At 65.6% G+C, this 13508-nt stretch carries 10 protein-coding genes; 3 read left to right on the top strand and 7 right to left on the bottom strand.

Annotated features, from left to right (window positions below; all coding sequences use genetic code 11):
• Positions 1-2 precede the first annotated feature (2 nt).
• On the bottom strand, positions 3-650 hold the full coding sequence (locus BCUN_RS00620) for a response regulator (protein ID WP_033516641.1): 648 nt from the start codon (positions 648-650) through the stop codon (positions 3-5).
• A complete protein-coding gene (locus tag BCUN_RS00615; RefSeq protein WP_051920394.1) occupies positions 647-1813 on the bottom strand; it encodes a sensor histidine kinase in 1167 nt (388 codons plus the stop codon). Before BCUN_RS00615 ends, BCUN_RS00620 begins: the two co-directional genes overlap by 4 nt.
• 154 nt (positions 1814-1967) lie before the next feature.
• On the opposite strand from BCUN_RS00615, the gene BCUN_RS00610 reads away from it, so the two are divergent.
• The 3 genes from BCUN_RS00610 to BCUN_RS00600 are packed head-to-tail and all read left to right on the top strand — an operon-like array spanning position 1968 to position 5527.
• Positions 1968-2963, top strand: coding sequence for an ABC transporter ATP-binding protein (locus tag BCUN_RS00610; protein ID WP_033516909.1), 996 nt, complete (start codon positions 1968-1970; stop codon positions 2961-2963).
• Between the two features lie 19 nt (positions 2964-2982).
• Positions 2983-4242, top strand: coding sequence for an ABC transporter permease (locus tag BCUN_RS00605; RefSeq protein ID WP_033516908.1), 1260 nt, complete (start codon positions 2983-2985; stop codon positions 4240-4242).
• On the top strand, positions 4229-5527 hold the full coding sequence (locus BCUN_RS00600) for an ABC transporter permease (protein WP_033516907.1): 1299 nt from the start codon (positions 4229-4231) through the stop codon (positions 5525-5527). Before BCUN_RS00605 ends, BCUN_RS00600 begins: the two co-directional genes overlap by 14 nt.
• Positions 5528-6191: 664 nt before the next feature.
• Here the strand turns inward: BCUN_RS00600 and BCUN_RS00595 are convergent.
• The 5 genes from BCUN_RS00595 to acnA form a co-directional block, all read right to left on the bottom strand.
• Positions 6192-6716 carry a hypothetical protein gene (locus BCUN_RS00595; protein WP_152598147.1) on the bottom strand — a complete coding sequence of 175 codons (525 nt, stop codon included), beginning with the start codon at positions 6714-6716 and terminating at the stop codon, positions 6192-6194.
• A gap of 87 nt (positions 6717-6803) precedes the next feature.
• Positions 6804-6965, bottom strand: coding sequence for a hypothetical protein (locus BCUN_RS12055; RefSeq protein ID WP_156100102.1), 162 nt, complete (start codon positions 6963-6965; stop codon positions 6804-6806).
• Positions 6966-7978: 1013 nt separating this feature from the next.
• The gene (locus BCUN_RS00590) at positions 7979-10042 is read right to left on the bottom strand and encodes a GmrSD restriction endonuclease domain-containing protein (RefSeq protein WP_033516905.1); all 2064 of its coding nucleotides are present in this window, start codon (positions 10040-10042) and stop codon (positions 7979-7981) included.
• The gene (locus BCUN_RS00585) at positions 10032-10667 is read right to left on the bottom strand and encodes an isochorismatase family protein (RefSeq protein ID WP_033516903.1); all 636 of its coding nucleotides are present in this window, start codon (positions 10665-10667) and stop codon (positions 10032-10034) included. Before BCUN_RS00585 ends, BCUN_RS00590 begins: the two co-directional genes overlap by 11 nt.
• A gap of 63 nt (positions 10668-10730) precedes the next feature.
• Positions 10731-13433 (bottom strand): aconitate hydratase AcnA, encoded by a 2703-nt coding sequence (gene acnA, locus BCUN_RS00580; RefSeq protein ID WP_033516901.1) that lies wholly within the window; start codon positions 13431-13433, stop codon positions 10731-10733.
• Between the last annotated feature and the right edge of the window lie 75 nt (positions 13434-13508).

Here is a 13508-nt window from a genome sequence, read left to right as displayed (position 1 = left end):
CCCTACCGGTGGGACGCCAGCCATTCGACGGCGAACTTCGTGCGGTTGGGGATGTTCGTCTTGGCGAGGATGTCGCTGATGCGGTTGCGCACGGTGCCTTCGCTCAACACGAGCTGCGCCGCGATCTGCCGGTTGTCGAGTCCCTCGGCCACGAGCACCGCGATGTCGCGCTCACGGTCCGTCAGGTGCGCGAAGCGCGGGTCCTCCCCCGCCGGTGCAAGGTCCGGTGCCGGCGTCCCGGCTGCGGGCGCCGTCGACAGGTTGGAGAGCACCTCGGCGCCGAGCACCACCTGTCCGGCCATCACCGCCTGCACGGCGGGCACGACCGAGGCGACGTCCTGCTTGATGAGGTAGCCGCGGGTGTGCAGGTCGAGTGCGCGGCGGATGTAGTCGGGGTCGGCGAAGGTGGTGAGCACGAGGATGCGTGCGTCAGAATCCGTCTCCAGGATCCGCGCGGCCGCCTCGAGGCCGTCCATGCCGGGCATCTGCACGTCGATGAGCAGGATGTCCGGCTTCTGCCGCGCATAGCCGGCGACCGCGGCGGCGCCGTCATGCGCGCTCCACAGCACCTCGGCGATGCCGGTGGCGGTCAGGATCGTGCCGATGGACGTGCACACGATCGGGTCGTCGTCCACGATGGCGACTTTCATGCCTGGTCCTCCTTGGGTTTGGGGATGGAGACGAAGACACGCCAGCCCGGGCCGTGCCACCCGCACGAGGCGGTGCCGCCAAGTGCGCGGGCGCACTCCTCGATGTCGGCCAGCCCGATGCCCGGCGATGCCGTCCGCGCCGGCCGGTCCATGCGGCTGCCGTCGTCCTGCACGATGCACTGCCACAGTCCCGGCAAGTCGTTGACACTGACATGCGCATGCTGCGCACTGCCGTGCCGCACGGTGTTCGTCAACGCCTCGCGCACGACCGCGGCGAAGCAGTGCGCGATGGCGGAGGGCGGCGAGGCCAATCGGGCGGTGACCTTGACGTCGAGGCCGGCGCTGGAGGCCACCGCCGTGGCGTCCTCGAGCATGGCCGCGAAGTCGGTGCCCTGGTCCTTGAGGTCGTGCACGGAGCAGCGGATCATCGTCATCGCCTCGTCCAGTTGGACACCCACCTGCCGGAACTGCTCGGCGTGCAGCTCGTCGCCCGTGGTCTGCGCCACCACCTGGTCGGCCTGCACGAGCATGATGGCGCCGGTGAGCAGGTGGCCGACGTTGTCGTGGATCTCGCGGGCGATGCGCGTACGTTCGCGCAGCCGTGCCCGCTGCAGGTCCGCACTGCGCGACGTCTCGAGGTCGCCGATGCGTGCGCGGCTCAGGCGCAGGCGCTCGCGCTGCGCGTCGGCGAGCGCGCGCATGCGCCGCATCTCGCGGTCGGAGGCGACGATGGCCACGCCGACGAACGTGCCGAGCACCGTCGCCAGCACGATGGCCAGGGCGATGAAGATGGCCATGCCGCCGGTGCCGAAGCCACGGTCGATGCCGTTGGCGTGCAGGACGGCGCCGCCCAGGGCTGCCGCCGTGGGGACGACGGCTGCCCAACGCCATGGGCGGGTGGGCGCGTCGGGCAGTCGCGAGCCGGCATTGGCGGCACAGGCGGGCAGGAAGACCACGCAGTGCGGCAGGCACACCAGCAGCATGCGGCAGGCGGCGTTGAGCAGCGCCGCCTGCCGCCAGCCGGCAAGCCGCACCACGCTCAGGATGCACACCGTTGCCAGGAAGCCCACGACCAGCGGGATGGCGACGGTGCCGCCGTCCATGGCCGCCCCGCAGCACAGGGCGGCCACGAGGAGCAATCCCTGCATGACGACCTGCCGCATGCATCCTCCTTCCCGTCGTGCCTCGTCTCGCGCTGTCCATTTCACCATATGCCGTGCGTGTGCGCACGCGATGGTGACAATTGTCACGGTCCCCTCACGAAAGTCGTGACCCGAGGCACTGTGTCAGCCGTGGGCGAACAGGCATGATGGAAGCATGGCAACCACCAATGACACGACAAAGGCGGCGAACGGCGCCGCCGCGATCAGCGTCACGGACCTCGTCAAGCGGTACGGCGACGCGCTCGCACTGGATTATCTGGACATAGATGTCCGTCCCGGCGAAGTGTATGGCCTGCTGGGGCCGAACGGGTCGGGCAAGACGACCGCCATCAACTGCATCCTCGGCCTGCTCACCTATGACGGCGGCCAGGTGCGCGTCTTCGGCGAGGAGATGACGCCGACGAACTATGCGCTCAAGCGGCGCATCGGCATCGTGCCGCAGGACGTGGCGGTCTTCAACGAGCTGACCGTGCAGGAGAACATCGACTACTTCTGCTCGCTCTACGTGCGCGGCAACACCGAACGGAAGCGATTGGTCAACGAGGCAATTGACTTCGTGGAACTAGGCGAGTTCCGCTCCTACCGGCCGCGCAGGCTCTCCGGCGGCCTGCTGCGGCGCCTGAACATCGCCTGCGGCATCGTGCACAAGCCCGAGCTCATCTTCTTCGACGAGCCGACCGTGGCGGTGGACCCGCAGAGCCGCAACCGGATCCTCGAAGGCATCCAGGAACTCAACCGGCAGGGCGCGACCGTGCTGTACACGAGTCATTACATGGAGGAGGTCGAGCAGATCTGCGACCGCATCCAGATCATCGACCACGGCCGGCAGATCGCCCTGGGCACCGCCGAGGAACTCAAACGCATGGTGGACGCCGGCGAGCGCATCAGCATCGAGGCACCCACCCTCACCGGCGACGAGGCGGCCCGCGAGCATGTCATGCAGACGCTGGGCCGGCTGGCGTGCGTGCGCAGCGTGGACTGGGACGACGGCACGCTCGACGTGACCTGCGAACCGGGCGAGCACGACCTCATCGACGTGCTGCAGGCGCTGCGCACGCTGGACGTGCCCGTGGGCCACGTCAGCTCGCGCACGCCGACGTTCAACGACGTCTTCCTCGCGCTCACCGGCACCGCCCTGCGCGACAACTGAAAGACGGAAAGGAACCATCATGTGGACCACCTTCCTCAATTCGCTCAAGGTGAGCCTGCGCGAGAAATCGGCCGTGTTCTGGCTGTTCTGCTTCCCGATCATCCTCTCGACGATGTTCATGGGCATGTTCGGCAACATCAGCCAGTCCTACGACCTGCTCACGATGAAGTTCGCCGTGGTCGCCGACGACGACTACTGCAAGGCGGACGCCGCCCGCGCCATGCTCGCGGCGATGCAGCGCACACCGCTCGAGACATGCGATACCGCGACATCCGACGACGTCGACACCGGCAGCGACGGCCTCAAGGACCTGCTCGAACTGACCGCGGTGGACAGCGTCGCCGAAGCGACCGACCTCGTCAACCGCGACACCGAGGTGCGTGGCTACCTGGAGGCGGACGGTGACGGCATGCTGCGCATGACCGTCAGCCGCAACACTGTCTCCATGGCGAATTCGCCGAACACGGAACCGGGGCTGAGCGTCTCGCTGAGCGTACTCGACAGCGCCCTCGGCGTCGCCAACCGGCAGGGCATCGTCGTCACGCAGCTCCTCGAACGCGACGGCCGCCTCGTGCAGGACCCGGCATTCCTCGCCTCCCTGCAGGAGAACCCACAGGTCACCCGCGAGGTGACGCTCACCAACTTCAGACCCGAAGAGACGGCACGCTACTACTATGCGCTGCTCGCCATGGCCGCGCTCATGGCGATGACCTTCGCCGTGACCTCGGTATGCACTGCACAGGCGAACCTGTCCGCACTGGGCATGCGCCGCTCGATGGCGCCGCTGGCCAAGTGGCGGCAGATTGCCGGCGGGTTCCTCGCCAGCTGGCTGTGCACCTTCCTGGCACTGCTCGTGGCACTCGCCTACATCCTCTTCGTGTGCAAGGTGTCAGTCGGCGGCCGCTATGCCGCCTCCGTCCTGGCCATCGCGGTGGCGTCCTTCACCGCCACGGCCCTGGGCACCTTCCTCGGGGCGTTGCCCAAGCTGGGCATGAACACCAAGGTCAGCCTGACGACCACCCTCTCCTGCGGACTGTCGCTGTTCAGCGGCCTGTACGGCTCCCAGGCAATGCTCCTGAGCGACACCATCCAGCGCGACCTGCCCTGGCTGGCCGCCATCAACCCCACCCAGCAGGTCACCAACCTGTTCTACGACATCCTCTACTACGACTCCTACGCCCCGTTCCTGCGCACCGTCGGCATCCTGCTGGCGATGGCCGCGATCGCACTGGCCGGAGCCACCTTCTTCCTCAGGAGGCAACGCTATGAGCACCTTTAGGACGACCTTCAAGGTCCTGGCCGCACAGAAGGGCATGATCATGCTCTACGTGGTGGCCCTCGGCCTGCTCATGTTCGGCCTGGGCTGGTCCACCGCGTCCACGCTCGGCAACGACGACAGTTCCGTGGCCTACGCGCCCGACCGCCCCGAAGTGGCCATCGTCAACCGCGACGGCGCCGACGGCGAGCGCCTCATGGAACCCATGCGCGCATTCCTGGCCGAGGAGTGCGACCTGGTGGACGTCGGCACCTCCAGCGAGGACCTGCAGACGGCGGTCGCCTCCAACTACGCCGACCTCATCGTCATCATGCCCGACGGCTTCGCGCAGCGCTTCGCCACAGCCCTGACGGACGGCACGGCCAGCCCCGAGCTCGAGGTAGTGACCAGCTATACCGGCGCCCTCGGCACCCTGGCGAAACTCCAGGTGGAGGACTTCCTGAGGCTGGCACGCATCGAGACGCTGGGAGCGACCTACGGCTCCACGGTGGATGATTCCGACGTGGCCAACGGCGCACAGGCCGTGGTCGACCGGCTTAAGGACAATCCGGGCGCCTACCCGACCGCGGCAGTGGCGCCGGACCCATCGGCAGTCTCGGACCGCGAGGACAATGCGCGCATCGTCTTCGTCACCATGGTCAAGATGGCAGCCTATCCCCTGCTGGTCGCCATGCTCATCTGCACGGCGCTCGCCATGAACGCCTTCGGCGGCACCGACGTACGGCGTAGGCTGTATGCCTCGCCGCGGCGCACCGGTTCCATGATGCTCCAGCAGTTCGCGGCCTGCAGCGTGTTCAGCATGCTGGTAAGCGTGCTCTATCTCGCCCTCGCCGTCGCATTGCCGGCAGTGAACGGCTTGCCGCTGTCCGGCATCCCGTCGGCAACGCTGTGGCTGAGCCTGGCTGCGATGCTCGTGTACGGCATCGTGGGCGTGGCCTGTGGCTTCATGCTCAGCATGCTCTCACTGGGTTCCGCGGCAGTCAACGGCTTCGGCAACGTGTTCGGCCTGGCAACCATGTTCACCTCCGGCATGGCCTGCCCCCTGGAGATGATGCCGCAGTTCATGATCGACATCGGCAAGCTCATGCCCGGCTGGTGGTTCTGCGAGGCCGTGCAGGCCGTCAGCGGCTCCAAAGGCGTCATGGACGTGGCGCTGTGGTGGCGGGACATGGGCCTGGTTGCCCTCTTCGGCGTGGCCTTCGTGTGCCTGGGACTCGTGTTCTCCAGGTATCGGAGGGTGCATCCGAAGCTGTCCGGCGCGGCGGTGACGCAGCTGGCGGAGGGGTAGGACAGACAAACATGTGAGTGGGGCGGCTCCCTGACGGAACCCGCCCCACTCACATGTTGCCATGCCGTAAGTCCAGGCAGACCTTGACATCGGATAATCCAGCTCTTCGCGTTTGAATATGCAAGAGCTGCATCCCACCATTCTGTGTGATCAATGCAACAATGGATGAGGCATGGGCTACGCCAAGGCAGGCACGACTCCCGCGTGCGAGGCAGATACTCTGCCTAGGTGCGCTCGCAGGTTTTGTCCACCGACATATCCGCACAAGAATGCCCATCTGCCTTAAGTGCGGTTGACCGCACGCTATCACAGGCCCACAAACATTGGTTTTCCCATAATTTCAGCATCATTTGCCGGTTTTGTGCATTATCCGCGCCTTTTCTGGAACATCGCAAACGTCGGTCGCAAAAGCCCGAACGCACTTAAGGCAGATAGACTTCCGACAAGTCCCGAATGACCACACTTAAGGCAGATAGCCCCGGCAGAAGGCCAGGACAACAATCGGCAGGACGCAGCCGGTCCGGTGACACAGCATGCACGGCCGCGAACCGATCACATGATCCGACCTGAGGCGTTACCACAAATACTCACACACTCACACGCGAAGAACCCGATATCCTACGAAAAGCGAATCGCCGTAAGTATGTGCCGGCTGCCGCGTTTGTCAGCTTACGCGGTAGAACACCGTGTCATCCGATACGGCACTCCGGGCCTGCATGTTGTATGGCTGAAGGAAGATATAGTCCTGTTGCTTCGGAGGATTGGACGGGTCAAGGTCCTCCACTTCCTCGGTGTTGTAGGGGCTGACGCAGGTGAGGAACAGCGGTTCCTCCACGAAGTTCGGGGTGCTGCCGAATGCATACTTGCCTTCCTGGACGGTACCCGAGGCATCCAAGAAGGACCACTGGGTGGTCATGCGGATCTGGTTGTCCACGATGCTCAGCGGCGGCGGCGACTGGTAGCAGTATCCCATCGGAATGACCGTCTTGCCGGACGGCAGCGGGTTCTCCTCGCCCATGTCCGCGGCATCGAGAAGGAGATCGCCATCGATGGCATTGGATTGGGCTGATATAGTGATGCACTTGCCGTCATTGCGGCACCAGGTACCGCTTACGTATGTGGGGTCGCCGTCGAAGGCCTGGTTGGCATTCTGCACATCAGATGAGACCTGCGCCGAGTCGTTGCCCACACCCGTCACGGATTCTGCGGATCGGTACGCTTCCGCGGCATTCGCCTCTCGTTCCAAGGCTGCCCGGCGGCAGTACTCCCGCTCACGTTACTGCTCATCAAGTTCAGCCATCCTGGCCTCACGCTCGATCTGCGCTGCCTGTTCCTTGGCGGCAGCCTCAGCCAAGGCCGTGACACGGGCGGTATGGGTGAACTGGAAACTCACGATCAGATGGTGTTTCAAATGTTGGTGCAGGTTGGGTCGGGTCATCGCTTGTCTTGATTGTATCGTTCAGGCGGCCTGCCGGATGGCTTGCTCGATGATTTGCCTCGCCTGTCGCATGTCGTCCTTGCCGGGCCACCCTGCCGGCCCGCGCCGCGTCCTTGCGGCCACGGATCCTGCCCATCATGTCACGTTCCAGGTGCACCACGCACCGCTGCCACGAACAGTCCTGCACCAGGCGCACTGCCGGACGGCTGGAATCCACGCAGCCGTCCGCGTCCAACGGCATCTGCTCGAAGGTCATGACATCGCTATCGACTACCCTGTCCATCAGGGGTCATCTCCTTGGAATCTTGAATGTTTGCTTTTACGGAATTCTAGGCGATGACCCTTTCCCATACCCACACACACCAACAATCGGCACACAACCCCACGGGCACCACAAATCCTCGAAACACCGCCAATGGATACAACGGCAAGGTGCATAACTGGCGTTTCGCGTTTGCGTGCGTAAGGGTTTCATGACAGCTTCAGGGCAGAATCATGCAGACAGTCCTTTTCATCGAGCGTGCTCCACCTATCTCCTCGGCTATCTGCCTTAAATGCGAGTTTCGGGACGGTGCCGGGAGTCTATCTGCCTTAAGTGCGGGCATGATGCCGTAGCCGTCACCCAAGGACGCCAGAAAAACACACGGTTAATTAACAAAACCGGCGAATAATGTCAAAACCATTTGAAACGTAATTTCATCAGGTATATGCCAGCGCACAGGGGCTCGCACTTAAGACAGATAGACTCCCAACAACGTCCCGAAACTCGCACTTAAGACAGATAGGCAATCGTTGGAGACGGCATAGCTGTCCAGGGTGCGGAAAATGCATCATCCGCGGGGCCTCGAGCCTACCGCTGAGCACTCCGGCATATCTTCTCTTGATTTCGCAGCCAATGATGAGACACGACCCTTACGCATTCAAACGCGAAGAGCTGCACAACTGCGGGATGGCGGCCATTCTCTTGGGTGAATGGCCGCCATCCCGCAGTTGCGCCCAGCACCTACGCCACCTCAGTGCCGCTTGCGGTAGCTCTTCCACACGTCCGACAGGGACTGCCCCGTGCTTTCCCTCTTCCACACACTCAGACTGGCGTTCGAGCCGCCGTTCACGGCCTTGGCAGCGGCGGTCGGCGAGCTGAATTCGCGTCCGTCCGACAGTTTCAGGCCGTCCGCAGTCACGGTCACCTCCCAGCGTTCATGCTTGCGCGGGCGCTCCCACACCAGGGTCTCCCCCACGGCCAGGAGCCCAGCACGCACGGCTTCGGCCACGGTCACGCGCTTGGCGGTGGGGCGGACACGGTGGTCACTGCCGCCCAGCTTCGACTCCTCCACGGCGGTGAGGTCCTGGTGCTGCTCGTCATAGCGCAGGTCCCACTCCTTGGCGATCAGCCGCACCGTCTCCTCCTGCCTGGCGGCGAGCGCCTCCGGGGTGAGTGCGGCGAGCTTGCTCAGCTCGTCGGTCAGCGGGAAACGGCGGGAAGCGGAGCTTTGCAGGAGCCTTCCGCGCCGGTCGTCGAAAGTCTGCAGTTCGTGCACGCTTTTCTCGCTGGCCTGGCTGAGCACGTAGTTGCCGATGCGGTCCACCCAGTAGTCGCACTGGTCGGCGGGCCACGTGGCGAACTCGGACTGCGCGGAGACGTGTTCGGGCAGCAGGCGGATGGCGTTGAGGCTGCGCGGCCGGGTGATGCGCCGCCCGGCGAGCTGTTCGTTGGCGCGCACCAGGAGCAGGCGCTTCATGGCGTCGTCGATGGTCAGTTCGCCGCGCAGGTGCAGCATGGCGGCGCGCTGTTGGTCGCCGGTCACCACGAAGCCGCCGATGCGTTGGATGGGGGCGCCCTTGGCCAGTTCGCGGATCGCGCTGCAGGCGCGCGTGCGCCGTTCCACGGTGCCTTCGCCGTTGAGCGCGTCGACGCCGGTGACGCGGTCGAGGGCACGCAGGATCTCGGCGAGCCGGGTCAGGTCATGCAGTTGGGCGGCCACGCCGTCGTCGCCGAAGACGTTCACGTCCGGGTCGTCGAGGTTGCCGATGGAGTGGACCACCGCCCACATGGCCACGGGCTTCCAGTCCACCGTCGGGTAGTCGGCAAGCCCGACGAGCAGGTCCACCGCGCCGCCGCGCAGCACGCTGTCGGTGGGCCGTTCGAGGATCTGCCAGGCGGTCACGTAGGGGCGAAGCACCTCGTCGATGAAGTCGATGGCGGCGTCCTTGTCGAAGTAGTCGACGAGCACATCATCGGCGAAGTCGGCGAGCAGCTGTTCGCACATCGGTTTGCCGGTGAGGATGAGGTGCAGGTCGCGGAAGAAGGATTCGATGCGCACCGTGTCGTCGCCGAAGGGCTCCATGATGTCGTCCCAGTAGCGCGCGTAGGCGTCACGGGCCGCGGGCGAGATGTGCGAGACAACCTTCGCCTTGAACACGTCCGAGGCGGTCAGCGGCATGCCGCGCATGTTCATCACGTCGAAGATGCGGTAGGCGCCGGACAGGTCGTCGGTGGTGACGATGACGAACATGACGTCGTTGACCAGGTAGCCGGCGAACTGCCGCCGCTCCTCGTCGCTCATCTTCGCCAGCTCGTTGTAGGCGCAGCGCGCGTTGTCCATGATGTTGCGCTGCGCCTGGGTGTCGCAGTCCTGTTCGCGCAGGTCGAAGAGCGCCTCAAGGTCGCCGGACTGCACGTATTCGCGGAAGAAGCCCTCGTCGCGGTCGCGCAGGGCGAGGCGCGGCTCGCTGGCGATGCCGCGCAGCTTGTCGCCGGCCTCCACGAGCAGGCCGTCGAGGCTGGCGCGCAGCTGTGGGTCCTCCTCAAGTTCGCGCAGCACCGCGAAGACGATGGACAGGGAGACGAGGCGCTGTTGGCCGTCGATGACCTGATAGAGGTTGCCGTCCTCGCGCACGAGGATCAAGGAACCCAGGAAGTACGGGCCGTGCGCCACGCAGGCGTCGATGACGTCGTCGATGAGTTGCGTCATCTGCGGGCGGCGCCACTGGTAGGCGCGCTGGAAGGTGGGGATGACGAAGCGGTAGTCGCTCGTGAAGACCTTGGACAGTGGCTTCTCGCTGGCATCAATCGACATATTCCGCCCCTTCGATGACGATGGCGCCACGGGTCATCAGCTCGTTGACCGCCCGCTCCCCCAGTTCCGGGCTGACGGGCGCGCTCAGGTCCCGCCAGACGCGCACGTCGTAGCCGCGGGCCAGCGCGTCGAGTGCGGTGTCCTTCACGCAGTGCGACAGGGCAAGGCCGACGACGTCGACGCCGGTGATGCCGTGGTCGTGCAGGAGCGTATCCAGCGTGGGTCGGTCGAGCGCCGCCTGGTTGGCTTCCTCGCGGGTCGGTACGGTGTCGGTGTTGTCCTCCACGCCCTCGAAGCCGGAGTAGGCGGCCGCGTACTGGCCTTTCTTGATGTGGTGGTCGATGCCGAGGGACGCGATGTCCGGGTGCAGCTGCGCGTTCGGACTGCCGGCCACGCCGTGCCTGGGCCAGGTGTCCACGAAGTCGGGATGCTCGGACCAGTGGCTGCCGGGGTCGACATGCCAGTCCTGGGTGGTGACGAGGAGTGCATAGCGGTCGCGGTTGGCCTCGACGAAGTCATGGATGCGCGCGGCTACGGCGTTGCCGCCCTCGACGCCGAGCTCGCCCCCTTCGCAGAACGTCGGCTGCACGTCGACGATGATCAGTGCATGTGTCTTGTTGTTCATGCCGCCCCATTGTAGTGCACGCCCATGGGTTGTTCCACGGGCGTGCACGAATGGCGGTTCGGCCTACTGCGCCATGAGGTTCCTCAGCACATACTGCAGGATGCCGCCGTTGCGGTAGTAGTCGGCCTCGCCGGGGGTGTCGATGCGCACCACGGCCTCGAACTCGGTGCGCGAACCGTCCTTATGGGTGGCGGAGACGTGCACGCTCTTCGGGGTGCGGCCCTGGTTGAGCTCCTCAATGCCCTCGATGTCGTATAGCTCGGTGCCGTCCAGGCCCAGGGACTGCGCGGATTCGCCCTCGGGGAACTGCAGGGGCAGCACGCCCATGCCGATGAGGTTGGAGCGGTGGATGCGCTCGAAGCTTTCCACGATCACGGCCTTCACGCCGAGCATCGCGGTGCCCTTGGCGGCCCAGTCGCGCGAGGAGCCGGTGCCGTACTCCTTGCCGCCGAGCACCACCAGCGGGATGCCGTTGGCGATATAGTCGCGCGACGCCTCGTAGATGGTGGTGGGCTTCATGGCCAGGAAGTCGTAGGTGTAGCCGCCGGGCACAATCTGTTCGCCCACGGAACCGAGCAGGAGGTTGCGCAGGCGGATGTTGCCGAAGGTGCCGCGCACCATGACCTCGTGGTTGCCGCGGCGCGAACCGTAGGAATTGAAGTCCTTGGGTTCCACGCCGTGCGCCACGAGGTACTCGCCGGCCGGGCTGCTCGCCTTGAAGGCTCCCGCCGGGGAGATGTGGTCCGTGGTCACCGAGTCGCCCAGGAGTGCCAGCGTGCGCGCGCCGTGGATGTCGACCACGGGCGCCGGCTCAGCGGTCATCCCGTCGAAGAAGGTCTGCTTGCGTACGTAGGTGGAGTCCGGGTCCCAGGCGAAGAGCTCGCCCTCGGGCACGTCAAGGCCCTTCCAGCGTGCGTCGCCCTCGAAGACGGAGGCGTAGTCCTTGAGGAACATCTCACGGTTCACGTTGCCCGCCACCACGCGCTCGACCTCCTCGTTGGTCGGCCAGATGTCCTTGAGGTAGACGTCGCGGCCGGCAGGGTCCTGGCCCAGCGGCTGGGTGGCGAAGTCGAAGTCCATGGTGCCGGCGAGCGCGTAGGCGATCACCAGCGGCGGGGACGCCAGGTAGTTCATCTTGACGTCGGGGCTGATGCGGCCCTCGAAGTTGCGGTTGCCGGAGAGCACGGCCGTCACGGTCAGGTCGTGTGCGTTGATGGCCTCGGAGATCTCGGGCAGCAGCGGTCCGGAGTTGCCGATGCAGGTGGCGCAGCCGAAGCCGACGAGCTGGTAGCCGAGCTTGTCGAGGTCCTCCTGCAGGCCGGCCTGGGCGAGATAGTCGGCGACGACCTGCGAGCCCGGCGCCAGGGAGGTCTTCACCCACGGCTTGGGGCGCAGCCCCCTGGCCACGGCGTTGCGGGCGATGAGGCCGGCGGCGATCATGACGGAGGGGTTGGAGGTGTTGGTGCAGGAGGTGATGGAGGCGATGGCCACGTCGCCGTTGGTGATCTCGAAGTCGCCGCGGAAGGCGGTGGACACGGATACCGGGTCATACTCGGTGTCGTTGCCCACGTAGCCGGGCAGGGTCTCCTCGAAGAGGCGCTTGGACTCGGACAGCGCAATGCGGTCCTGCGGGCGCTTGGGGCCGGCGATGGACGGCACCACGGTCGACAGGTCCAGTTCGAGGTATTCGGAGTAGCGCGGCTCCACGTAGTCGGGGTCGTTGACGTCGTGCCACAGCTTGTTGGCCTTGGCGTAGGCGCGCACGAGCTCGACCTGCTCCTCGGAGCGGCCGGTCAGGCGCAGGTAGTCGCAGGTGACCTCGTCGATCGGGAAGATGCCGCAGGTGGAGCCGAACTCGGGGCTCATGTTGCCGATGGTGGCGCGGTTGGCCAGCGGCACCTCGGCGATGCCCTCGCCGTAGAATTCCACGAACTTGCCGACGACGCCGTGCCGGCGCAGGATGTCGGTGATGGTGAGCACCACGTCCGTGGCGGTGACGCCTTCGGGGATGGAGCCCTTGAGCTTGAAGCCGACGACGCGCGGCACGAGCATGGAGATCGGCTGGCCGAGCATGGCGGCCTCGGCCTCGATGCCGCCGACGCCCCAGCCGAGCACGCCCAGGCCGTTGACGGTGGTGGTATGCGAGTCGGTGCCCACGCAGGAGTCGAGGTAGGCCAAGGTGGCGCCGTCGGCGAGCGCCTTGGTCATGACGACGCTGGCCAGGTACTCGATGTTGACCTGGTGGATGATGCCGGTGCCCGGCGGCACCACGCGGAAGTTCTCGAAGGCCTGCTGGCCCCAGCGCAGGAACTGGTAGCGTTCGCCGTTGCGCTGGTATTCGATGTCCATGTTGATCTGCACGGCGTCGTCCACGCCGTAGGCGTCGATCTGCACGGAGTGGTCGATGATCATGTCCGACTGCACCTGCGGGTTGATGACCTCCGGGTTGCCGCCGAGGTCCTTGACCGCGTCGCGCATGGTGGCCAGATCGACCACGCAGGGCACGCCGGTGAAATCCTGCATGACCACGCGCGAGGGCGTGAACTGGATCTCGTGGCTGGGGTCGGCCGCCGGTTCCCAGTCGAGCAACGCGCGCACGTGTGCGTCGGTGATGTTGGCGCCGTCCTCGTTGCGCACGAGGTTCTCCACGAGCACCTTGAGCGAATACGGCAGATGGTCGATGCCCTTGAGGTCGGCGATGCGGTAGTACTCGACCTGCCGGTCCCCGACGGTAAGGATGTCACGCTGTTCGTCGCGCAGGGACATGTGGTTCCTCCGAACTGTTTCCTCATGGCAGGCACAGGCGCGGCCCGCCCCTCGCCCCCACGTTACCGTGGGATC

Source organism: Bifidobacterium cuniculi (assembly GCF_000741575.1).
In the GTDB taxonomy this organism is placed as follows: domain Bacteria; phylum Actinomycetota; class Actinomycetes; order Actinomycetales; family Bifidobacteriaceae; genus Bifidobacterium; species Bifidobacterium cuniculi.
The sequence above is the reverse complement of the archived record's forward strand: the minus strand, read 5'-3'. Positions and strand labels throughout refer to the sequence as shown.